This is a genomic window from Anaerolineae bacterium (assembly GCA_013178165.1).
Taxonomy (GTDB): Bacteria; Chloroflexota; Anaerolineae; order Aggregatilineales; family Ch27; genus Ch27.
In genome coordinates, this window is sequence record JABLXG010000009.1 from 50013 (window position 1) to 72837 (window position 22825).

Below are 22825 nucleotides of genomic sequence, written 5' to 3' on the forward strand. Positions count from 1 at the left end.
GCCCTTCCCGCCCGCTGGCGAACCCTGATGCAGTACGCGAAACAGGAGGCGATTGTGGCACAGAGTAAGGTACAACAACATGCCAGAGTTCCTGATCGTTGGCGCCGCATGGTCAATCCCAAGGTCCTCTGGGCTTATGTGGTGGTTATCCTCGGCATTTTGATAGTCCTGGCGATCTATTTTGATCCCTCTTATCGTGACGCCTTCGACTACATCTGGCCGGGTGTGCAAATGACATTGTTCCTGACCGTGACGTCGTTTGCCCTTTCGCTGGTCATCGGCCTGCTGGCAGGGCTGGCCAGAGTCTCAACCAACCCGATTCTATACAATATCGCCACGTTCTATGTGGAAACCATCCGTGGCGTACCGATTCTGGTGCAGCTTCTGTACGTAACTTTTGTGATTTTCCCTCTGTTTGTTGATGGCCTGACAGCAGCGGGGTTTGGCTTCTCGATCCGTGACGTTGAGATGCATACCCGCGTCATCTTCGGGCTGGCGCTGGCGTACGGCGCATTTGAGGCCGAGGTCTTCCGGGCCGGAATCGAGTCTATCGATAAGGGGCAGATGGAAGCAGCACGCTCGCTCGGTATGTCTTACCGCCAGGCGATGCGTTACGTGATCCTACCGCAGGCGATTCGGACCGTGCTGCCCCCGCTCGGCAACGACTTTATTGCCATGCTCAAGGACACGTCTCTGGCGTCGGCGCTGGCGGTAGGTGAAATCACGCATCTCAGCCGTCAGCACCGTAACCGTACATTCACCACCTTCCAGCCGTTGAATGTTGCGGCCTTCCTGTATCTTGCGATGACTCTCCTACTGACCCGCAGTGTCCGATATCTGGAACGAAGGATGTCTCCCAATGAGTGACAAACCTGCGCCGAGCGATGACATTATCATCCTGGAGAACATCTATAAGGCGTTTGGCCCGGTTCAGGCTGTGCGGGGTGTCAGCCTGCGGGTAAAGCGCGGTGAGGTAGTTGTCATCATTGGCCCCAGTGGCTCCGGTAAGAGCACTTTGCTGCGCTGCATCAACCACCTGGAAGCCATAGACAGCGGCGACATCTGGATCGATGGCATTCACCTGACACATCGCCAGACCGACATCAACAAGGTGCGTGAAGAGATCGGCATGGTGTTTCAGCTCTTCAACCTATTTCCCAATTACACCGTGCTGGAAAACATCATGTTGGCGCAGCGGGTGGTGCGTAAACGCAGTAAGGAGGAAGCGCGCCGGATTGCCATGGAAAACCTGCAGAAGGTCGGCATTCCGGAAAAAGCCGAAAGTTACCCGGCGCAACTCTCAGGCGGGCAGCAACAGCGCGTAGCGATCGCGCGTGCGCTGGCCATGAACCCGAAGATCATGTTGTTCGACGAGCCAACATCGGCCCTGGACCCGGAGATGATCAAAGAGGTTCTGGATGTCATGCTGCAACTGGCCAAGGAAGGCATGACTATGGTGGTCGTAACCCACGAGATGGGTTTCGCCAGAGCCGCTGCCGATCGGATTGTGTTCATGGATAACGGTGAAAAGATTGAGGAAACCACACCAGAGAAGCTCTTCAGCGCGCCAGAGCACGACCGCACCCGGCAATTCCTGAGCCGCATCCTGGCCCACTGAGCCATACAACAAGCCACCTACAGAGAAAGTAGAAAGTAGGAAGAACATGAATCTACTATTATCACAATAGATAATATATATTTTATAAGTTTTACATATTATTTTGAGCTTTATTTGTTGGGGCAGGGGGGGTATTAATTTACCCGGATTACGGCTGGAAAACCCTCGGAGGCAACCGATCCGTCACATCGGGACGTCCGATATAGCCAAAAGTCATCTCAATCGTCTCATGACCCATATTCTGCCGGATAGCATCTACCTTGACGCCAGCATCATATAGTCGCCGGGCGTAGGTCCGGCGGCAGTCATGCGGTTGTACCACGCGCATTCTCCCCTGAATCTCAATCGGATAGCGGGCCAGAATCTTCTGGATGGTACGTTCATTGAGCGGTGTTTCCCGCACATGATCACCTTTGCGCAGACCGCGAAATACATAGCCACTATCAATATTGGCTTTGCGCAACCAGGCGTCAACATAAGACAGGCACCAGTCAAGTTCGCCGTATGGGATCAGCCGTTCCTTTTGTCCTTTCCCGGCGCGGACGTGCAGAGCAAGCGCACCTTCAAGATGCTGGCGCAGATCTTGCGTCTGCAGAGCACATAGTTCCGCCTCGCGGATGCCGGTGCAGAGTAGCAGGGCGATGATCGCCCGATCGCGTGTACCAGCAAGGGTACTGCTGTCCGGTGCAGCCAGCAGTGCGCGCACTTCCGCCTGGCTAAGGCGGAGCCGCTCGGAGTCAGCCCGATCCTGGCGCGAACGCGTTCGGACGCTGGCTGCGCGCGGGTCAATAGCGGCCTGAATTCGCGCAATGAGTTCATCGACAAGCGCCTTATGTTCAGCAAAGCTTGCCTGTGGAGGAACCAGTGAGAAAAACAGGCGCCGGTTCAATAGCAGCTCTCTATATCGCGTGCGGACGGTAGATAGATGCACCGCCACGCTCTCCGGGGACAATCCTTCCTCATGAAGCAGGTAATCCCGATAACGACGCAAATCCGGCGCGGCCCAGCCGCCGCCCGTGGCGTTGAGCCAGCTGGCAAACTTGTTGAGCCGATGGCGGCCATCTTTGCTGGAGTCAGCAGGCACAAGAACCTGAAAGTTATCGTTGACCGTTGCCAAAGTGCGCGATCTTGCTTTCATGAGGGCGCTCACATTCTGACAGATAATAAGGGCGCATTAGGGACTTTATACGCCCTTATAAAGTAGCACTGATTTGCCCTCTTGGCAAGCTCTTGACAGGTGTATAATATATATTGATATCCGTTTAACAACTGATACTGTATGGCCAGGGGAGTTCGCAACGCGAACTGAGAGGACGTAGTAGCGTCGACCCTGTGACCTGATCCGGGTAATACCGGCGTAGGGAGAGCCAGTTTTCAAGAACGCAATTGCCACCCTACGCGGTGGCAATTTTCATCTCTCCCTCCCTCTATCGAAGGTTTTTGCCAGTTCCGGGAGGTGTGCTGTGATGAGAAGAAAGTATGTCTGGTGGGTTTGCATATTGCTTGTGGCGTTCGCTGCTACAGGACCGCTTAACGCGCTCCAGCAACCGGTTGAGTTGACCCTGATCACTCATGACAGCTTTAGCGTCAGTGAGGAAGTGCTGAGCAGCTTTGAACAGGAAGCGGGAATCCGGGTACGCATCCTGCGCGCTGGCGACACCGGCACCATGATCAACCAGGCGATCCTGAGCCGCAACAATCCGCTGGCGGATGTCCTGTATGGGCTTGATAACACTTTCTTGACGCGAGCTTTGGATGCTGATCTGTTTGTGCCCTACGAATCGCCGTTGCTGAAGGATGTTGCGGAAGAGTTCATCCTCGACAGCCAGCATCGCGTCACGCCAATCGACTATGGCGATGTCTGCCTTAACTACGACAAAGCATACTTTGCGGAACATGATCTGTTGCTGCCTGCCAGTTTCGAAGATTTGACCAAGCCAGAATACCGTGGCCTGCTGGTAGTTGAAAACCCCGCCACCTCCTCACCTGGTCTGGCTTTCCTGCTGGCAACAATCGGTTATTTTGGCACGGGGAATGAAGAGGAGGAGATACAGCCTTACACTTACCTCGACTTCTGGGCGGACCTTGTCGCTAACGATGTACTGGTGGTCGATAGCTGGAGCGATGCTTACTACGGAGAATTCAGCGCGACCGGGGATGGTACGAGGCCACTGGTGGTGAGTTATGCCAGCAGCCCGCCCGCCGAGGTCTACTTCGCTGAAGAAGAGCTTGAGGACGCTCCAACCGGCAGCATCACAGCGAGCGGAATGTGCTTCCGCCAGATCGAGTTCGCTGGAATTCTGGCTGGAACACAGCGCATTGAAGCAGCACAGCGCTTCATCGACTTCCTGCTAAGCCGGCCATTCCAGGAAGATATGCCGCTGCAGATGTTTGTCTTCCCGGTCAACAGAGAGGCCGAACTACCTGAAGTTTTCGCCAGGTATGCCGCCATTCCGGAAGAGCCGGCCTATCTGGACAGCGAGACCATCGCAGCGTACCGGGAGGAATGGATCGAGGCATGGACCAGCGTCGTCCTCCGCTAAGCGAGATACTCTTAGGCGTGCGGCACGGGCTGTTGCTCGTGCCGCTACTCTTCCTGGCGGTCTTTTTCTTCTACCCGCTCACTGCCATTCTGGCCATTGGTCTGGCACCTGAAGGCACTATCGACCTTAGCAGCTTTCTGGAGCTTCTCTCATCAGATTACTACCGGCGAATCATCGGCTTTACAGCAGGACAGGCTACGCTCTCCACCATGTTGACGCTGGTGTTGGCCCTGCCCGGCGCTTACGTCTTTGCCCGTTACGAATTTCCCTTGAAACGCACGCTGCTTTCTCTGTCCGTCTTGCCATTTATATTACCAACACTAGTTGTTTCAGCGGCATTTACCGCCTTGCTAGGTAGGACGGGTGTTATCAATACACTCGCGGCGTCAATGCTGGGCTTGACAGAGCCGCCCATTGCACTTGAGCGAACGTTCGCTATCATCCTCATCGCCCACGTTTTCTACAACTATCCGCTGGCACTACGGATGATCAGCAGCTTCTGGGTTAACCAAAGCCCTCAGATTGAAGAAGCGGCCCGTTTACTGGGCTGTCACGGATGGCGTCTCTGGTGGTTTGTACGCATCCCTCTGCTCCGCCCTATCATCCTTGCCTCCGGGCTACTGATCTTTGTGTTTACCTTTACCAGTTTCGGGGTCATCCTGATCCTGGGCGGGCCACGCTTTGCCACCCTTGAGGTTGAGATATTCCGCCAGACCACCAGCTACCTCAACCTCCCGATGGCGGCTGCGCTCTCGCTGATCCAGATGGGGATACTCTTCGCGCTGATGGCGGTCTATGCACGGCTGCAAAACCAGATAGCCAGCGAATTGCGGTCATCCAGATCGGTAAGCCGTAAGCCCAATAGGTTCTCCCAAAAGTTGATGGTTGCCGCCAATCTAGGATTCATGGGCCTACTGTTATTTGTCCCTCTGGCCGCCCTGGTGATCCGATCGTTGACACTTGGCGAAAACAGGTTTACGTTGCGCTACTACACGGCACTGGCGCACAACCCGCGTGGCTCAATTCTGTTTGTGCCCCCGATCGAGGCGGTAGGCAACTCCCTGTTCTTCGCCACAGGAACTATGTTAGTGGCTGTCCTGCTGGGACTGCTGACGGCGCAACTGCTCACACAACAGTGGCGGATTGCACGCTGGCTGGACCCACTGTTCATGCTTCCCCTGGCTGCCAGTGCAGCGACGCTAGGTTTCGGGTACATCGTCGCCCTAGATGAACCACCTCTCAACCTGCGCACTTCCCCTGTCTTGCTGCTCATCGCTCATACGCTGGTAGCCCTGCCCTTTGTGGTGCGCAGTGTACTCCCCGCGATGCGCAGCATTCCGGCACATATCCATGAGGCAGCAAAGACACTCGGCGCATCACCCTGGCAAGTCTGGCGCCTCGTCGATCTGCCTCTGATCGGGCGTGGTCTCGCCGTTGGTGCAACGTTCGCCTTCACAGTCAGCATGGGCGAGTTTGGAGCTTCAGTCTTTGTTGCCAGACCCGAAATTCCGACTATTCCGATCGCCATCTACCGCTTGCTGGGCCAACCGGGAGTAGTTAATTACGGGCAGGCGCTAGCGCTGAGTGTCCTTCTGATGATCGTGTGTGGCCTCAGTTTGAGTATCATCGAGCAACTGCGCCTGACAGGTGTGGGGGAATTCTGATGCTGAGCGTTCACCAGGTAAGTTTTGGATACAACGGCGAACAGACCCTTCACAACATCAATCTGGATGTTCAGCCGGGTGAAATCATGTGTCTGCTAGGCCCCAGCGGCTGTGGCAAAACCACGCTACTCCGGACCATCGCCGGCCTGGAAACACCGCAGCGTGGAGAGATTCTGTTTGATGGTATGCCGGTGACCCGGACTCCTGTTCATGAGCGCGACTTCGGGCTGATGTTTCAGGACTATGCCCTGTTCCCACATTTGAACGTCGCGGAGAATATCCGGTTCGGATTGCGTATGCACCGGTTGCGGCACGACGAAAGCGCCCAGCGCTTGAAGGAAGTGCTTGAGCTTGTTGATCTGCAGGGATACGAAAACCGCAGTGTTCATGAGATTTCAGGCGGAGAACGCCAGCGTGTAGCCCTGGCCAGAAGCCTGGCTCCAAAACCACGACTCTTGATGCTTGACGAACCACTCGGTTCGCTTGATGCAGCCTTACGGGAGCAGCTGGTGGTGCAACTGCGGACGATTATCAAGCGCGCTGGCCTGACCAGCATTTACGTTACACATGATCAGCAAGAAGCTTTTGCCATTGCTGACCGAATTGCAGTGATGCGCGACGGCTGCATCGAGCAGATCGACACTCCACAACAGCTCTACCTGTATCCCCGAACAGTGTTTGTCGCCCGGTTTTTGGGCTTGCAGAACCTTGTCCCCGTCACGGCAATTGATGGCGACTCAGCAGAGACCAGCATCGGGCGCTTTCCCCTTAACTGGAAACAGCAAGACCCTCGGATACCGGAGGCGCTCTTGATCCATCCAGGGGGAATCCAGCTTGTCACCGGAAAGCCTGGAGCGTCGCACCCTGTCCTGACAGGAACGATAAACCGTTGCGTCTTCGCCGGCGACTCGTACCGTCTGACAGTGACCCTCCACCAGGCGACAGGGATTGTGTTCTCTTTCCGCCTGCCGACAACAGAAACTATGAATGGCGCACGCTGCCCACAATATGGTGAGCAGATCGCGATCACCTATGACCCTAATCTGGTCGTCCCCCTGTGGGGATCATCACCCTGTTAGGCGGAATAACAACGTCAGGAAAGCATCAGGTGTCAGTAGGTTGATGGTCGGATAGCCTGGACCCTGGCATGACGTATAATGGGGGAAGAAAGATCTACGTGGATACCGGTGGTATTCAGACTGGAGCAGCGGTACATGGATAAGCGAAGTGCTGTTAAGCCCCCTGCCCTACCCTGGCCGGTTGTCGTTGGCTTGCTGCTGCTGGTCATGAGCAGCCTTGCCTGTAACCTTATCAACCAGCCGGCTGCGGTGACTACACCGACTCTGGCGGTAATCAACACCGTTCCACCTACCCGCACGTTGCCGCCAACCGGTCAGATTCCCACACCCCTACCGGGCATCACATTACCGCCAACCCTAGTATTCCTGAATACACCGATCGCCATCCAGCCAACCACAGTGATCCTGCCAACGGCGATTCCGTTCTATACTGCAACGCCCTTCCCAACGCGTATTCCAACCAGCACGCCACTCCCGGCAGCCAACATTGCTATTTACTCGCCGGTCAACAACAACGTACTGGCGGGTATTGTGCAAATTCTCGGTAGCGCAACACACCCGTTCTTTGTCCAATCGCAGCTGGAGTTTAGCCCTGATCCTGGCAACCTGTGGGCGCTGATTCCGGGTTCGATTTCGACAGTTCCAGTTCAGAACGCCATGCTGGGCCTCTGGGATACACGTCAGACCCCGGATGGCATCTACCAGTTACGGCTGCGCGTCTTCACTCGCGATGGCGGCAGCACAGTCGCCGTTGTCCGCAACCTGCGTGTTTCCAACCAGGTCGCCACACCACCGCCAACGGCTACAACCATCCCGTCGCCAACATCGACCTTTACCCCTATGCCGGTCACGCTTCCTCCGACCAGCACACCCACACCGACGCCCACGCTCACCAGTACTGTGCCACAGCCGGCTACAAGCACACCTACACTGACCGCGACTCCAACGGAGATACCAACCCAGACTCCCACGGAGACAACGATCGCTACCCTGTTGCCATCGGCCACCCCGCCGGAGATCCCAACTGCCACGCCAGTGGCGCCTCCTACCTCGGGCCCGCCGCTGGTTGATCTCAACGCTATACCGATTGTTCCTAGCCTGTCCCCTGCCGTTGTAGCCAACCTGCGTGCTGTCTTCGAGTACGGAGTCAACACGCTGGGTAATAGCCCGTACCGGTTCATCAAGGTTGGCGATGAGAACACTGCCTCTCCTGCCTTCCTGTCCGGTTTTGGCAACGGTACTTACGTGTTGGACATCTACGCCGGGCTACAGCCAGAGATTGACTTCTTTGGGGTGCCATTCCGGGAAGAAGGTGACGTCCTCAAGAATAGCTTCAACGTTACGAGTCGCGCGGCCTACCCTGGCTGGACTACGCTTGACGTCGTTTCAACCGGACTGGCCGATCCCGGTTTCTGCCTGGCCGGCGAAACACCTCTGGCCTGCGAAATCAGGCTAACCCGACCCAGCATTGCCCTGATCATGCTGGGCACACATGACGTGCTGATGTATGCAGCGACACCGGAGAGTTTCCGCGCCAATCTGCAGTATATCGTGAATCTGGCGCTGCAGAACGGTGTCATCCCCGTGCTGAGTACCATACCGGCGCGTCTTGACGGTATGGTGACAGCTGAGCAGGTACTGCGGTTCAACACCGAGATCGTGAATGTGGCCAACGGCGCCGGAGTGCCACTCTGGAACTTCTGGTCAGCGGTGCGCGACCTGCCTGGCAGTGGTATCAGTGGCGATGGTATCACGCTCAGCATGCCGCCGGCGGGCATCCTGCCCACTGACCTATCGGCGACAGGTCTGGCGTATGGGTTTAACCAGCGGAACCTGACCGCTTTGCAGGTATTGAACGCCATCCGCCAAGCGGTCTTCCCCGATGTTGGTATGCCGGTGCCACCAACACCGACAGTAGCCCCAACGGCAATCGCTGTCATCCCGACGGCAACCGATACGCCGATCCCGACGGAAGTGATCTGGCCAACTGCAACGCCGATCCCCACCGAGACTCCAACGGAGTTGCCATTACCGACGTTGACGGAAACGCCGACCGAAGTACCTTCTGCCATACCAACGGAGACACCGACCGAGACGCCCACTGAGATACCAACAGAGGTGCCTACAGTTACACCGACCGAGACGCCTACTGAGACACCAACAGAGGTGCCTACAGCTACACCGACCGAGACGCCTACTGAGACACCGACAGAGGCGCCTACAGCCACACCTACCGAGACGCCTACTGAGACACCGACAGAGGCGCCTACAGCCACACCTACCGAGACTCCAACGGAGACGCCTACTGAGACACCGACAGAGACCCCAACCGAAGTCCCGACAGAAATCCCTGCGCCGGGCCTGATCGATGTCAGCCAGATTCCCGTCCTGCCGGATTTCGCCGCCAGGCAAGAAATCGCTGAGATGGTGAAGGCCATCTTCAACAACGGCCAGATGATGGGACGCAACCCGAACATCTTCTCAGTTGCTGGTGATCAGCTTGCCGTCGATCCGGCCTTCCTGGATGATCTGGTGGTGCAACCGGTAGTGTGGGATATCTATCAGGCTGAACTTGAGCCAGTGCTGCAACAATTCCTGACGCCTGTCGGGGATCAAAACAGCTTCACCCACACCTCACTGGCGGGCAACAGCACCTGGCAGGCAAGCGATCTGTTGACGCCGGGCCGCGGCGATCCGGCGATCTGCCTGCCAGACGAAAGCCCGATTGCCTGTGAAGTTCGTGTCGCCCAGCCTGCTTATATGCTGATCAGCATCGGGCGCAATGAGAGCGATCCGGTTAGCTTCCGCCAGGCGCTGGATGGCATCCTCCAGTCGGTGATGGATCTTGGTGTGGTGCCGGTCCCGGTTACACTGCCCGGCGATGATCAGTATGTGGGACAGCAGAATGCTGCAATTGTCGAAGCTGCGCAGGCGCGAAACTTACCGGTATGGAACCTGTGGCTACTGCTGCGCGACCTGCCTGAGTATGGCGTCAATCTGGACGGCTCACTGCGCGTCAGCGCCCCTGGGCAGAGCGCCGTGTTTACCGCCGACCAGCTGCAGTATGGTGCTAACCAGGCTAATCTATCCGTCCTGCAACTGCTGAAAGCACTGGGAGATCTTGTACGGTAGGCAGCAAATCAGGCTTAGCTCTTGAGATTCAGGCCCCCTTGTGTGATATTGCCCTCATAAGGGGGCCTGATGATCTACATCAGGGTAGAGGCCGCGTGAGGCGCGACTGCGCGCGAAACTTGCCGCCCAAGATCGCTCATGTTAGCATTGTCAACCATGCACAGAAAACCATCCCGAAAGCCTCCAGTACCTCTCCTCCTGAGACTGAGTCTCCTGATCCTCGCTTTTCTGGCCGCCTGTGTGCCTGCTACTGAGCGGAATGAGATGCGCATCCTGCTTGTAGCCGACGGACGCCAGCGCGCTTATATCTACGATCAACAGATTTCAGTGGGGGCCTTCCTGGAACAGGCAGGAATCACACTGGGAGAACTGGACCGGATCGTCCCTCCCAGCAACACGCAGCTGCGTGATGGTATGACAGTGACGGTAGTTCGCGTGTCAGAGCAGACGGTATGCCAGCAAACGCCGATACCATACCAGAAGCGAACCATCCCCAACGAGGGACTGGCACCAGGAGAAGAGCGACTGGCCCAGCCGGGCGTTAACGGAATCGAAGAAGTCTGTCACCGGATCACCTATGAGGATGGCCAGGAAACGCAGCGCGTGGAAATCCAGCGCGTCGTCGTGGAAGTCCCACAGGATGAAATCGTCTTCGTCGGCCTGGATACCAGCCAGCTTGAGACAGTGCCGGTTGAAGGCACGCTGATGTATGTCTCCAACGGCAATGTCTGGATGATCCGGGGCAGTAGCGCCACTAAGCGCCCGGTGACCAGCAGCGGACAGGTCGATGGACGAGTCTTTTCTCTGTCATCGGACGGCAGCCAGTTGCTATTTACTCAGCGGTATGATGGCGCTACAGACGCCGACCTCTACTTCAACACCCTCTGGGTGATTCTTGATACCAGGGCCTCTGAGCCGCAGCCTCAGGAGATCAGCCTGCTACGCAACATCCTTTACGCGGAATGGATTCCGGGACAGCCTTACACCTTCAGCTATTCGACGGCTGAAGCGCGCAGCGCTGCACCGGGCTGGCAGGCCTTCAATGATCTCTGGTCAATGCGCCTAGATGACGAGGGGGCAGTACCCATCAAGGTTGACAACCTGGTGGAAAGCTCTGCTGGCGGCGTATACGGGTGGTGGGGCACCACCTATCGCTGGGCGCCAGATGGGTCGGCCCTGGCCTGGACCCGTGCGGACGGAGTGGGGCTGGTTGATCTGGAGACAGGCACTTTCACAACACTGCTGGACTTTCCCGTATATACAACCTTCCAGGACTGGGTCTGGCAGCCAGCGGTTTCCTGGTCACCTGATAGCCTGATGCTGGCAACTACCGTTCATGGCCCGCCTTTTGGCGCGGAACAACCGGAGAACAGTCCGATCTTCAACGTTGCAGTAACTACCGTTAGTTCAACTGGCAGCTTTCGCGCGGATATCGTCGAGCGAGCAGGCATCTGGGCTTCACCGAAATTCTCTCCATTTCTGGAGAGTCAGGGGGAGTTTCCCCAGGCTTACCTGGCTTACCTGCGGGCGCGTAATCCACTCAACAGCGTGAATGATCAGTACGACCTAGTTGTGGCCGATCGTGACGGCAGCAACGCTCGCGTTATCTTCCCTGCCTCTGGCCAGCCAGGTCTGACAGCGCAGGATGTTGTCTGGAGTCCGTCAGGCCGTCAGATCGCCCTGATTTATCAGGGCAACCTCTGGATCGTGGATGTCAAGAGTGGACGTGCCCAGCAGATCACGATTGACGGCGGCGCCTCCTCGCCGCAGTGGGCCTCATGAACCGTTCGTCCGTTGCATCGATAGTACTGATAGTTGTGCTTCTTGGTAGCGCAGCAGGTCTTGTTGCGCTGCAATACCAGCAAACGACATTCATCCGGGGGTGGGAAGTCGCCACCACTTCAGAAGCTACCGCCCTGCCCTACCGCCTGCCGCTGGTCGGAGTCAATGTCGACCTGACTCAGTACAACACCGATGAGCTTGCTGCCCATCTGGAGGCCATGCAGCGTCTCGGCGTGGTCTGGGTTCGCCAGCCTTTTCGCTGGGCAGACATTGAGTCAGCCCGGGGAGAGTACGAGTGGGCCGACTGGGATCGGGTCGTCGACGTAGTATCCGAACATCCCCCTCTTCGCCTCGTGGCCGTACTCCTACATACACCCTCCTGGGCACGTCATGACCAGGCGCCGGCCAGTTCCACTGCGCCGCCTGCCCGCAACAGTGATTTTGCTGCTTTTGCCGCTGCATTCGCGGCGCGCTACGGAGACCGTATCGATTACTACCAGATCTGGGACGAGCCTAACCTGGCGATTGGCTGGGGTGGACTCAATCCCAATCCTGCGGATTACGTGGCGCTGCTCCAGGCTGCCTATTCCGCTATTCATGCCCAGGATTCCACGGCCACTGTTATTGCTGCTGGCCTGGCTCCTACCACAGAGCGCGGCCCGCAAAACTACAGCGATGTGCTATTCCTGCGTGCAATGTATTCCAATGGCGTAGCGGACTACTTTGATGCGCTGGCCGGCAAGCCGTACGGATTTGACACCGGCCCGCACGATCGCCGGGTCGACGAGGACATCCTCAACTTCTCGCGGCTCATCTTGCTCCGGGAGGAAATGGTCAGCCATGGCGATGCCGATAAGGCGCTATGGGCAAGCCATTTTGGCTGGAATGCGCTTCCGGAGGACTGGGAAGGAAGACCCTCTATCTGGGGGCGACAGAGTCGGGCCGATCAACTGGCGTTTATCCGGGAGGCGTACGCGCGTGCAACGCGCGAATGGCCCTGGACAGGTGGGCTAATCCTGGAAAGCTGGCAGCCGCGCGCACCCACTGATGATCCGGTATGGGGATTTGCCCTGCTGCGGCCAGGAGACAGCCTGGCAGATTTGCCTTCCGATCTGTTCACTGTGTCTGATGAAGGAAACGCCGCCATAGCAGGCCGCTATCCAGCCCTGAACCCATACGCAGCCTACAGCGGAGACTGGGAATTTGGCGACCTGGGCGCCGATGTGGGATATGCCAATGACGGGCAGTTCACCTTTGAGTTCGTCGGAACAGAGGTTGCGCTTGAATTGCGCCGTGGCAACTATCGGGCGTATCTCTATGTGACTGTTGACGATGCGCCCGCCAATGCGCTGCCCATCGCCGATGATGGACGTAGTTATACTGTGCTAACCTCCGCTGATGCGTTACCTCATGTGGACATTATCACTGTCGCCCGCGATTTGCCGCCCGGTCGCCATCAGCTGACAGCCAGAGCCGAATTTGGGTGGGACCAGTGGCCAGTCGCCGGATTTCGGGTAGCAGATCCGCCGGACTTTCAGGCGTTCCGCCAGCAGACAACTGCTCTCGGTGTACTCGGTGTCAGCGCCCTTGTGATGCTGGTTGTATTCGATCGAGGCCGCCGTCTGGGGCTGCCCGTCCGGCTTCGTATGGCATGGTTACGCCTGCGTTCAACCGGCCAGATTCTGGTTAGCGTGGCAGTGTCATTGTTGCTGGCGCTTGGCATGACACTGACCTGGAACGATCACCTGCCGGCTATCTTTCGCCGTGACCTTCCTGCTCTGCTACTGGGGGTCATTACTTCGGGGGCGCTCTACTTCAGCGAGTCTTTCATCCTGGTACTCGTGACGGGTGCGCTGCTGTGGTACCAGATCTTCTTGAGGCTTGAGCTTGGGTTGTTGCTGACTCTCCTGTGGTCGCCGTTCTTTCTCTACCCCCTCACGCTTTATGCGTATGCTTTTCCTATGGCCGAGGTATGCATTCTGCTGACAGCGACGGCGTGGATTACACGTCTGGGAATCAACTGGGCCAGACAGCGTCACACTCAGCAGACAACTCGCCTGCGGCTGCGTGACCTGCATCTGCTTGACTGGGGAATGCTGTTTCTGGTGGTTCTGGCTACGCTGTCCCTGTTCTGGTCGGACTATCAGCGGGTAGCCGTTCGAGAATGGCGCACGTTGATTCTGGAGCCTGCCCTCTTCTATCTGGTGGCCCGATCTACGCTGCGCCAGCGGGCTGAGATTGTGCATCTGGTAGATGCCTTTGTCCTCGCGGCGACGCTGGCAGCCGGCATCAGCCTAATGCTTTACATTAGCGGACAGGGCGTGATCTTTGCCGAGGGCGGCTCACAGCGACTGGCAGGCGTGTACGGTTCGCCCAACAACATAGGGTTGCTGGTGGGGCGTGCCCTGCCCTTCGCGGTAGCTTTCTTTCTCACAACGCAGGGCAGGCTCCGCCGGGTCTGGTCACTGGCCGCCAGTATTGTGCTGGGACTGGCGGCGATTCTGTCCAAGAGCGCTGGTGCGCTTTTGCTGGGGATACCGGCTAGCCTGTTGCTACTCCTCTTTCTGTGGGATAGACGCGCCGGCATCATCGCCACCGCAGCCAGTGCAATCAGCGGCTTGATCGCCTTGGGTCCGCTACAGCAGTCGCCACGATTTGCGCGAATCCTGGATTTCTCCAGCGGTTCAACCTTCTTCCGGCTGAAGCTCTGGGAAAGCGCCTGGCGCATGATCGCCGATCGCCCTTTGCAGGGCTACGGCCTTGATCAATTTCTGTATCACTACCGGGGGCGATACATTGCTCTGGAAGCCTGGCAGGAACCCAACCTCTCACACCCGCATAACGTGCTGCTTGACTTCTGGATACGTCTGGGATTAGGCGGGGTGATCCTGTTGATCGCTGTGCAAACAGTTTTCTGGCGGAGTTGCCTGACTCTGTACCGGGCACTTCACCGCGACAAGATGCTGTGGGCTGTTGTGCTAGGGGCAATGGCCAGCATGCTTGATGTGCTACTGCACGGTCTTGTTGACAACAGCGTTTTTGTTCTGGATCTCAGCTATATCTACGTCTTGCTCATGGTACTCCCTCCACTTCTTGAAAGGCATGCTGAGCCATAAAGTATGTTTGCAGTCTTGCACCTGGCCTGCCCGGCAAGGAGGTAACCCATGGAAGCCCTGATCAACGGCACGCTGATCAAGATCGTACAGGGTGACATCACCGATCAAGCGGTTGACGCCATTGTGAACGCCGCCAACAGCCACCTGATCCTGGGCAGTGGCGTTGCCGGTGCAATCCGGGAAAAAGGTGGGCCAGCTATTCAGGATGAATGCAACCGCATCGGCTGGTGCGACGTAGGTGATGCCGTAATCACGGGTGCGGGGCGTTTGCCAGCACGATATGTGATTCATGCGGTAGGGCCGCGTCTTGGCGAAGGCAATGAGCCGGGTAAACTGGCCTCCGCCACCCGGGCCAGCCTGATACTGGCTGAGGAAAAAGGGCTGCATGCCATTGCCCTGCCCGCCATTTCAACGGGTGTCTTTGGCTTTCCACTGGAAGCCTGTGCACAGATCATGCTGCGTGTGGCGATTGACATCGCCTTTGAGGACTTTCAGCACCTGAAAGAGATTCGATTCTGCCTGTTCGATGCACACGCTTTTTCCATCTTCTGCACGGAGTTTGAGCGACAACTTTCGGCGCTTGAAGATGAAAGTTAGTATGGTACACTAGCTGCGCCTATTTAGGACCCAGTGAAGGATTGTGCCTTTCCCTATGCGGATTCTCATCACCGGTGTAGCGGGTTTTCTCGGCTCACATCTGGCCGATCGGTTCCTAGCCGAAGGACACTCCGTGATTGGCATGGACAACCTGATCACGGGCAATATCCGTAACATCGCCCACCTGGCCGGACGAGATGACTTCCTGTTCATCAAGCACGATGTTACCAACTACATCTACATTGATGGCCCCCTGGACGCCGTGCTGCATTTTGCCTCTCCTGCCAGCCCGATTGACTACCTGCGTTACCCGATTCAGACCCTCAAAGTCGGCGCGCTTGGTACGCATAACGCCCTCGGCGTGGCGATGAAGAAAGGCGCGCGTTTTCTACTCGCCTCAACTTCGGAAGTGTATGGCGATCCTCTGGAGCATCCCCAGAAGGAGTCCTATGTCGGGCATGTGGATGCGATTGGCCCACGCGGCGTTTATGACGAGGCTAAGCGCTTTGCAGAAGCACTGACCATGGCCTATCACCGTGCTCATCAGGTCGACACCCGCATCGTGCGTATATTCAACACCTATGGTCCCCGAATGCGGCTGGATGATGGGCGCGTTGTGCCCAATTTCATCGGTCAGGCCTTACGCGGAGAGCAGCTCACAGTGTACGGGGACGGGACCCAGACACGCAGCTTCTGCTATGTCAGCGATCTGATTGAAGGGATTTATCGGCTGCTGATGACGGATTTCCATGATCCGGTCAACCTTGGCAATCCGACCGAAATGAACATCATTGAGTTTGCCCGTCTGGTCAACCAGTTGACCCAGAACCCGGCCGGGATCACCTTTCAGGAGCAAGCCCGCATTGCTGGCGATCCTCAGCAACGTCAACCCGATATCACCCGCGCCAGGCAGTTGCTGGGCTGGGAACCGCGCGTCAGCCTGCCTGAAGGGCTGGAAATGACCATCAGATATTTTAGGGAATTGATGTGAGCGCTGTTGTCGGGCGAATCTGGGCGCTGACGGGGTCAATCCTGCTTTTGTTGATAGCAGGTCTCGCCGGCGTAGCTGTCGCACTGCTGCCGCTGCAATCAGCAATTCTGTTGCTGGGGCTGATCAGCCTGGCGGTACTGGTATTCATAGAGCCAATTGGTGCAGTGGTATTGCTGCTGATTACCGCCCCTCTGAAAGCATTGATCGAGACTGAAGCGCCCGCCTCATTGCCAGGCGATATCGGACAACTGGCGTTAATTGGGCTGTTGCTTGTCTGGGTTGTCACGCGCGTAGCGTCAGGACAAGAACTCCGCCTGCCTCTGAGTAAGGTTCAGGTACCTGTTGCGTTATTTGTTGGTGCTGCGGCACTGAGCATCCCTGGCGCTGTAGCGCCTGGTAACGCCCTCGCCGAAGCATCTAAGTGGGTAGCGATCTTGCTCCTGATCTCGTTGTGTCTGGACCTGTTCAGGCGGGATAACGCAGGCTGGCTCGTCTGCGCTATGGTGCTCACTGGAGGTGTGCAGGCACTTGTCGGCCTGTACGAGTTCTTCGGCGGATCAGGTGTCGAGCATCTGCGAATTCTGGACGATACACACTTTCGGGCGTTTGGCACGTTTGGCCAGCCCAACCCCTTCGGTGCTTTTATGGGCATCACGCTGGCCATGGCCGCCGGGGCGGCCCTGGGATACCTGTTTGAACTACGGCGTGTCTTCCAGTATCGGCAGGGATTTAAGAAAGTCGCCCCCCTTCACGTGTTTGGGTTTACCTTCTATGCAGCGACGGCTGCCCTGATTCTGGCCGGTCTGCTGGCTTCCTGGAGCCGTGGCGCATGGATGGGTTTTGTGGTTTCCGCCGGTGTGATGGTGTTCTTTATACCACGCTCATTGATCAGGAGCGTTCTGCTCGTCGCCATCCTTGTCCCGCTTACTGTCATAGCCTGGTCAAACGGTTGGATACCGGAATCCATCAGCGGCCGGCTGATTGGATTCTCCGAGGAACTGGTGACTGTGACGGATGTGCGCGGTGTTGAGTTGACTGATAGCAACTATGCTGTCACGGAGCGTATAGCTCACTGGCAGTCAGCGCTGGAGATGGCCCGTGAACATCCTTGGCTAGGCGTTGGATTCGATAACTACGAGCAGGCGTATTTCGCGTACGCCCTGATGGAGTGGCAGAATCCGCTCGGCCATGCCCATAACTATTACCTGAACCTGCTCGCAGAAACCGGCATTATCGGCCTGAGTGCTTACCTGCTGGCCTGGGTAGCTATCTTTGCGCTCACTATCAGGCAGTGGCGTCGCAGCTACGGAATTGAGCGGGGGTGGTGTGTAGGCTTGCTGGGGGTGTGGACATATATCGCCGTGCATAGCCTTGTTGATAAGCTCTATGTCAACAACATATTCCTCCATGTTGGTTGCCTGCTGGGATTGCTGGCAGTACTGTGGTCATTGAACAATCAGGTGGAAGCGTGAAATAGCATGAGTCTTCCCTCCCCCAATGCAGCGATCCGCGCTGTAAGCACGCGCTTTGGCGGCCGTAAAGCCAGAGAGCTGGAGCGATTCATCAAGTTCTTCATCGTCGGAGCCATTGGCTTCGTCGTGGACTTTGGGACGCTGAATCTGCTCCAGTTGACCCTGCTCCGACCCTCTGATGACGCGTCGTTGCCGGTCATGCTGGCGACGAGCATTGCCTTCACGGCGGCTATCACCAGCAATTTCATCTGGAATCGCTTCTGGACTTACCCCGATTCCCGTTCTCGACCGGTGTTGCGCCAGCTTGTGCAGTTCTTTCTGGTCAATATTGCGGGCTGGCTGTTCCGCTTGGGGATCGTGGCGATCGCATATTTCCCTTTTGGGGCGGCGGCAGCGGGTGCTGTCAATACCCTGGCGCCGGGTACAATCACCGACTTGGCCCTGCAGAATCAACTGGGCACCAATCTGGCACAGGCGTTGGCCGTATTCCTGGTGATGTTCTGGAACTTCTTCGTCAACCGCTACTGGACGTATAATGACGTTACGTAACAGCGTTGTTGGCAGTAGCGAGTGATAGGGAACGCCCGTGAGCAGAGAGATCCTGGTAGTTGATGATGATCCGCTGCTCTGCAGGTTGTTTGCCACGACGCTGGAAAAGCACGGCTACACTGCCCACATTGCCTACTCAGGGCCTAGTGCACTGGAATTCCTGAAGGCTCAGCCGGTAGACCTTGTTGTTCTGGATATCATGATGGCCGACATGGATGGTGTTGATGTTATCGCGCAGATTCGCCGGAATCCAGCTTACTTGCGTCTGCCGATCGTCGTGCTTTCAGCGCGAGCGGATTTCGCTAGCCGGCAACGAGGTCTGATAGCGGGCGCTACCGACTATCTCGTCAAACCCATCACGCCGGACGATCTGCTCATCTATCTCCAGCGCTTGTGGCCCGAAGATTGATCCCCCATGGCTGTGATCGGCATTGACTATACCCCTGCCTATGATCAGGGAGGCGGCATCGGGCGTTACGTTCGCGAGCTGGTAGCCAGCCTGGCGGATGTAGACGGTACAACAGATTACCGGCTGTTTGTCGCAGGAGTCCATGCGGCGCATCCCCTGCCCCCTATCCCCGGACACAATTTCCGCTGGTGTCCCACACGGATTTCCCCGCCCTGGCTTGCTCGCCTCTGGCATCGCGCACGCATTCCCTGGCCGGTGGAAGGCTGGACAGGGGACATAGATCTGTTTCATGCAACTGATTTCGTGCTGCCACCTACTCACAGCCGAACGCGAACGCTCCTGACAGTGCATGATCTATCATTCGTGCACCTCCCCGAAGCCACAAGTCCAGCGCTCAAGCGATATCTGGATCGGGTAGTACCGCGATCGGTCAACCGGGCAGACCACATCCTGGCGGATTCCCAGGCAACCAAAGATGACCTGGTGGAGCTTTATCAAACACCGTCGGAGAAAATAACCGTCCTGCTGAGTGGCGTGAGCCGCGCCTTCCGCCGCATAACTGACCAACAGCTTCTGCAGGCAACTCTGGGCAAATACGGTCTGGGCGGCTGGCCTTTTCTATTTACCGTTGGGACAGTGCAACCGCGTAAGAACTATGTGAGGTTGTTCGAGGCATTGGCGCACGTACGTGCGCAGTTTCCCGACCTGCATCTGGTTATTGCTGGCGGTCGCGGCTGGCTGGACGACCCTATCTATGAGGCGATCAGCCGTCTGGGGCTTGACTCAGCGATCCACCTGATCGGCTTTGTCCAGGATAACGACCTGCCTGCCTTGTATAGCGCCGCGGTGGCAGTGCCGTATGTCTCATTGTACGAGGGCTTCGGACTGCCCGTTCTGGAAGCGATGGCCTGTGGTACGCCTGTTATTGCCTCAAGGGTGTCGTCGATTCCTGAAGTCGCCGGGGACGCGGCCTTGCTGGTTGATCCTCTGAGTGTAGAAGCCATTGCAGATGCCATCAAGCAGCTTATAGCTTCACCGGCCCTAGCTGTCCGGCTGGTTGAAAGCGGATACGTGCAGGCAGCCCGCTTTACCTGGGAACGAGCCGCGATCCAGCTTGTGGAGGTATATGCATCTCTGCTGGAGGGTCGGCCCTGAAAATGTTGTCGGTCGCGCGAGTGCTATAATCCAGCACAACGACCGTATAGGCGGAAGCGAGAAAAGTCATGGAAGGCCGGACAATTGCAGAGTCCCGCGTGACTCTCGGTTTGATGATGGGGCCTGATAACGCCAATGCACTGGGCAACGTGCACGGCGGTGTGATCATGAAGTATGCGGACGAGGCAGGCGCTGTGGCGGCGATGCGCCATGCCCGCCGTCCAGTTGTCACCGTAGCAATCGACTCGCTAACTTTCCTGGAGCCGATCACGGTCGGCCATCTGGTCACCTTTCAAGCGGAACTGACTTATGCAGGCCGGACGTCGATGGAGGTACGGGTGCTGGTTGACGCGGAAGATCCGATCACGGGAAGACGCACCAGAACTAATATGGCTTACCTGGTCTACGTGGCAATCGATGAGAATCATCGTCCATATCCTGTTCCCGCTCTGATTCCAGAGACGCCGGAAGAAATGCAGCGGTTCGAAGAAGCGCGATTGCGTCAGCAGCGTCGCAAGCAGGAACGAGCGGAGAAATAACGCTATGGGCAACACATCGTCGCGATCAGAAAACACTGGTCCTTCATCAGCTTTGCTACGCATCCTGACCGAAGCTGGGGCGCGCTACACAAGCGAGCCAATCCCTGATATCGGACTGGCAGAACATCTGCCGTTCCCCTTTCTGGCGATTGTCAACCAGATTGAGATGCGCATGGCGCTGTTGCTGGCAGTGATCAATCCTGCTGTTGGCGGCGTGTTGCTCATCGGCCCGCGGGGGACAGGCAAGACTACCTGTGTGCGCAGCCTGACCGGCATTCTACCTGACATCTTGGTAAGCACCTGTCCTGAGGGGTGCATGCCTGAAGATTACGAGCGTCTTGGTGAAGCAGGTGTTTGTCCCCTCTGCGCGCAAAAACTGGCAGCCGGTGAATCCATCACCCGCCTTGAACCAGTCCGCCTGGTTGAGTTACCTCTAAATGCCCGGTTGGAGGATGTTGTGGGCGGCATCAATGAGCGCGTCGCCATCCAGCAAAATCGCATCAAGCTGGAACGTGGCATACTGTCGCGGGCCGATCAAAACCTGTTGTATATCGATGAAGTAAATCTGCTTGACGACATCATCGTCGACGCGATTCTGGACGCGGCAGCGCAGGGAAGCTATACAGTGCGCCGGGGAGCAATGGTCGGAACATACCGGTCGCGGTTTGTGTTGATTGGCTCAATGAATCCAGAGGAGGGACGCCTGCGTCCGCAGATCATGGACCGGTTTGGCTTGCGGGTGACCGTTCGTGGATTGACTGATGATAACGAAAGGATCGAAGTCTACGAACGGGTCCGCCGTTACCGGGCTAACCCGCGTCGCTTCATCGCCGAATGGGCCGCCGCAACGGACGAAATGCGGGAGGAAGTCATGGCAGCACGGGAGTTGCTGCGCGAAGTGACACTGGCCAAGGATGCCCAGAGTGCTGGCCTGGAACTGGTGCGCAAACTACAGCTGGATTCCCACCGCGCGGAATACACGATGTTTGAGGCGGCACGCGCCCACGCCGCGGCAGATGGCCGCATTGTGGCTGAGGTACAGGATGTCCGTGCCGTGGCGCCGCTGGCGTTGCGCCAGCGGCGAAGCCAGTTCATGGTGGACTTCTTTGACCGTCAGGCTGCCGAGGATGAGGCTATTCAGGAACACCTGAACGCCATCATTGGCAGGCAGGAATAAGGCGCGAGCGGCCGATGAGAGAGCGTCATTGCGCTATGGACTGGCTTTGCCTGGGATCGCAATTGCTGGCCGTTGTAGCCTGTTTTCTGCCCTGGCTATGGCATCCGGCAGCAGCGCTTTCACCACAGGTATTCGATCTGGCAGAGTGGACTTCGCTCGTGCCAGAAATCCGTAATAGGCCAGTAGCACTGCTACCATCGCTGCTCTTGCGTAGCAGTGTTGCCCTGCTGGCCGTAGCCATCTGGCTGGCAGCAGTTGGCCGGCAGGATCACCATCAGGTTACCTGCATCCAGGGTGCGATTGCCGTCTGCCTCACCTTGATGCTCCTGCCCCCTGCCGACTTTTTCCTGACGGCGCAGGAGGACCCAAACTACCGTCAGCAATTCTGGATCGCCCTGGTCGCCGTCGGAATCATGGTCGCAGCAATTGTGTCGCGGCCTCGTCTGGCCGCCTGGATTCCACGGCTGGCTGCAGTGGCCCTGTTTCTCGGCGCAGCCTGTGCGATTGCCGGACTCATCGCAAGCGCACCGCTGACTACAACACTTGGGGTCTCGATGAGGCTTGGCGCTGGCATCTTCCTGTACGTGCTGGGGGCGCTTGCGTCAGGCGCCTGCCTGATCCGGCTGTCACTCCGCCAAGAAACTGTCACCTGAAAACCGAAAAGCGGGCAGATTTCCCCGCCCGCTTCCCTGCCTGAGTTCAGTGTGTGCCGTGACGCGCCGATGGGCCTGAGAGCGGTTGATATCAGTCAACCATGCGGCTGGAGATGTAGTCGATAGCTTCCCCAACGGTTGTGATTTTCTGTGCTTCCTCGTCGGAGATCTCGCCGCCGAACTCCTCCTCAAAGCCCATGATGAGTTCAACCAGATCTAGCGAATCGGCTTCAAGATCCTCACGGAAGCGGGCTTCCCGCACGACCTTCTCTTCGTCAACGCCCAGCAGATCGACGATGATGCCCTTGACGCGTTCTTCAACACTATCGGCCATGAAGGTACCTCCGTT

18 protein-coding genes, 1 pseudogene and 1 riboswitch are annotated in these 22825 nt (G+C 57.3%); of the genes and pseudogenes, 17 read left to right on the forward strand and 2 right to left on the reverse strand.

The genetic code is table 11. From position 1 onward, the window contains the following. Positions 1 to 27: 27 nt before the first annotated feature. Entirely contained in the window at positions 28 to 867 is an 840-nt protein-coding gene (locus tag HPY64_08610) for an amino acid ABC transporter permease (GenBank protein ID NPV67191.1), read from the forward strand. Beyond that, complete coding sequence (locus HPY64_08615; protein ID NPV67192.1) at positions 860 to 1618, forward strand: amino acid ABC transporter ATP-binding protein; 759 nt, start codon at positions 860 to 862, stop codon at positions 1616 to 1618. The genes HPY64_08610 and HPY64_08615 overlap by 8 nt, the downstream gene beginning before the upstream one ends. Positions 1619 to 1766: 148 nt before the next feature. On the opposite strand, the gene HPY64_08620 is transcribed toward HPY64_08615, so the two are convergent. After that, complete coding sequence (locus tag HPY64_08620; GenBank protein ID NPV67193.1) at positions 1767 to 2756, reverse strand: site-specific integrase; 990 nt, start codon at positions 2754 to 2756, stop codon at positions 1767 to 1769. A gap of 137 nt (positions 2757 to 2893) precedes the next feature. Then, positions 2894 to 3000: riboswitch (TPP riboswitch) on the forward strand. An 84-nt stretch (positions 3001 to 3084) separates the two neighbouring features. Here HPY64_08620 and HPY64_08625 point away from each other — a divergent pair. The 15 genes and pseudogenes from HPY64_08625 to HPY64_08695 all read left to right on the forward strand — a co-directional run bounded on the left by HPY64_08625 (position 3085) and on the right by HPY64_08695 (position 22476). After that, positions 3085 to 4161 carry a thiamine ABC transporter substrate-binding protein gene (locus HPY64_08625; GenBank protein ID NPV67194.1) on the forward strand — a complete coding sequence of 359 codons (1077 nt, stop codon included), beginning with the start codon at positions 3085 to 3087 and terminating at the stop codon, positions 4159 to 4161. Beyond that, on the forward strand, positions 4125 to 5825 hold the full coding sequence (locus HPY64_08630; protein NPV67195.1) for an iron ABC transporter permease: 1701 nt from the start codon (positions 4125 to 4127) through the stop codon (positions 5823 to 5825). The genes HPY64_08625 and HPY64_08630 overlap by 37 nt, the downstream gene beginning before the upstream one ends. Next, on the forward strand, positions 5825 to 6904 hold the full coding sequence (locus tag HPY64_08635; GenBank protein NPV67196.1) for an ABC transporter ATP-binding protein: 1080 nt from the start codon (positions 5825 to 5827) through the stop codon (positions 6902 to 6904). The genes HPY64_08630 and HPY64_08635 overlap by 1 nt, the downstream gene beginning before the upstream one ends. Positions 6905 to 8899: 1995 nt before the next feature. Then, positions 8900 to 9244, forward strand: a pseudogene (locus HPY64_08640) (type VI secretion system tip protein VgrG). 1056 nt (positions 9245 to 10300) lie between these two features. Beyond that, entirely contained in the window at positions 10301 to 11818 is a 1518-nt protein-coding gene (locus HPY64_08645) for a hypothetical protein (GenBank protein ID NPV67197.1), read from the forward strand. Continuing rightward, entirely contained in the window at positions 11815 to 14934 is a 3120-nt protein-coding gene (locus HPY64_08650; GenBank protein NPV67198.1) for a hypothetical protein, read from the forward strand. Before HPY64_08645 ends, HPY64_08650 begins: the two co-directional genes overlap by 4 nt. 48 nt (positions 14935 to 14982) lie before the next feature. Next, complete coding sequence (locus HPY64_08655; GenBank protein ID NPV67199.1) at positions 14983 to 15531, forward strand: macro domain-containing protein; 549 nt, start codon at positions 14983 to 14985, stop codon at positions 15529 to 15531. Between the two features lie 55 nt (positions 15532 to 15586). After that, positions 15587 to 16522 (forward strand): SDR family oxidoreductase, encoded by a 936-nt coding sequence (locus HPY64_08660; protein ID NPV67200.1) that lies wholly within the window; start codon positions 15587 to 15589, stop codon positions 16520 to 16522. Next, positions 16519 to 17994 (forward strand): O-antigen ligase family protein, encoded by a 1476-nt coding sequence (locus tag HPY64_08665; GenBank protein ID NPV67201.1) that lies wholly within the window; start codon positions 16519 to 16521, stop codon positions 17992 to 17994. Before HPY64_08660 ends, HPY64_08665 begins: the two co-directional genes overlap by 4 nt. Positions 17995 to 18000: 6 nt before the next feature. After that, entirely contained in the window at positions 18001 to 18543 is a 543-nt protein-coding gene (locus HPY64_08670) for a GtrA family protein (GenBank protein ID NPV67202.1), read from the forward strand. Between the two features lie 37 nt (positions 18544 to 18580). Further along, positions 18581 to 18952, forward strand: a complete 372-nt coding sequence (locus tag HPY64_08675) for a response regulator (GenBank protein ID NPV67203.1) — start codon at positions 18581 to 18583, stop codon at positions 18950 to 18952. Positions 18953 to 18958: 6 nt separating this feature from the next. Further along, the gene (locus HPY64_08680; protein NPV67204.1) at positions 18959 to 20107 is read left to right on the forward strand and encodes a glycosyltransferase family 4 protein; all 1149 of its coding nucleotides are present in this window, start codon (positions 18959 to 18961) and stop codon (positions 20105 to 20107) included. A 68-nt stretch (positions 20108 to 20175) separates the two neighbouring features. Further along, positions 20176 to 20646 carry an acyl-CoA thioesterase gene (locus tag HPY64_08685; GenBank protein NPV67205.1) on the forward strand — a complete coding sequence of 157 codons (471 nt, stop codon included), beginning with the start codon at positions 20176 to 20178 and terminating at the stop codon, positions 20644 to 20646. A 115-nt stretch (positions 20647 to 20761) separates the two neighbouring features. Next, a complete protein-coding gene (locus tag HPY64_08690) occupies positions 20762 to 21823 on the forward strand; it encodes a magnesium chelatase (GenBank protein ID NPV67206.1) in 1062 nt (353 codons plus the stop codon). A 14-nt stretch (positions 21824 to 21837) separates the two neighbouring features. Further along, a complete protein-coding gene (locus HPY64_08695; protein NPV67207.1) occupies positions 21838 to 22476 on the forward strand; it encodes a hypothetical protein in 639 nt (212 codons plus the stop codon). Positions 22477 to 22567: 91 nt separating this feature from the next. On the opposite strand, the gene acpP is transcribed toward HPY64_08695, so the two are convergent. Further along, complete coding sequence (gene acpP / locus HPY64_08700) at positions 22568 to 22810, reverse strand: acyl carrier protein (GenBank protein NPV67208.1); 243 nt, start codon at positions 22808 to 22810, stop codon at positions 22568 to 22570. Between the last annotated feature and the right edge of the window lie 15 nt (positions 22811 to 22825).

Coding starts and splice junctions, on each gene's coding strand:
- HPY64_08610 (NPV67191.1), top strand. CDS start 28: ATGCAGTACGCGAAACAGGAGGCGATTGTGGCACAGAGTAAGGTACAA.
- HPY64_08615 (NPV67192.1), top strand. CDS start 860: ATGAGTGACAAACCTGCGCCGAGCGATGACATTATCATCCTGGAGAAC.
- HPY64_08620 (NPV67193.1), bottom strand. CDS start 2,756: ATGAAAGCAAGATCGCGCACTTTGGCAACGGTCAACGATAACTTTCAG.
- HPY64_08625 (NPV67194.1), top strand. CDS start 3,085: ATGAGAAGAAAGTATGTCTGGTGGGTTTGCATATTGCTTGTGGCGTTC.
- HPY64_08630 (NPV67195.1), top strand. CDS start 4,125: ATGGATCGAGGCATGGACCAGCGTCGTCCTCCGCTAAGCGAGATACTC.
- HPY64_08635 (NPV67196.1), top strand. CDS start 5,825: ATGCTGAGCGTTCACCAGGTAAGTTTTGGATACAACGGCGAACAGACC.
- HPY64_08645 (NPV67197.1), top strand. CDS start 10,301: ATGCGCATCCTGCTTGTAGCCGACGGACGCCAGCGCGCTTATATCTAC.
- HPY64_08650 (NPV67198.1), top strand. CDS start 11,815: ATGAACCGTTCGTCCGTTGCATCGATAGTACTGATAGTTGTGCTTCTT.
- HPY64_08655 (NPV67199.1), top strand. CDS start 14,983: ATGGAAGCCCTGATCAACGGCACGCTGATCAAGATCGTACAGGGTGAC.
- HPY64_08660 (NPV67200.1), top strand. CDS start 15,587: ATGCGGATTCTCATCACCGGTGTAGCGGGTTTTCTCGGCTCACATCTG.
- HPY64_08670 (NPV67202.1), top strand. CDS start 18,001: ATGAGTCTTCCCTCCCCCAATGCAGCGATCCGCGCTGTAAGCACGCGC.
- HPY64_08680 (NPV67204.1), top strand. CDS start 18,959: ATGGCTGTGATCGGCATTGACTATACCCCTGCCTATGATCAGGGAGGC.
- HPY64_08685 (NPV67205.1), top strand. CDS start 20,176: ATGGAAGGCCGGACAATTGCAGAGTCCCGCGTGACTCTCGGTTTGATG.
- HPY64_08695 (NPV67207.1), top strand. CDS start 21,838: ATGAGAGAGCGTCATTGCGCTATGGACTGGCTTTGCCTGGGATCGCAA.
- acpP (NPV67208.1), bottom strand. CDS start 22,810: ATGGCCGATAGTGTTGAAGAACGCGTCAAGGGCATCATCGTCGATCTG.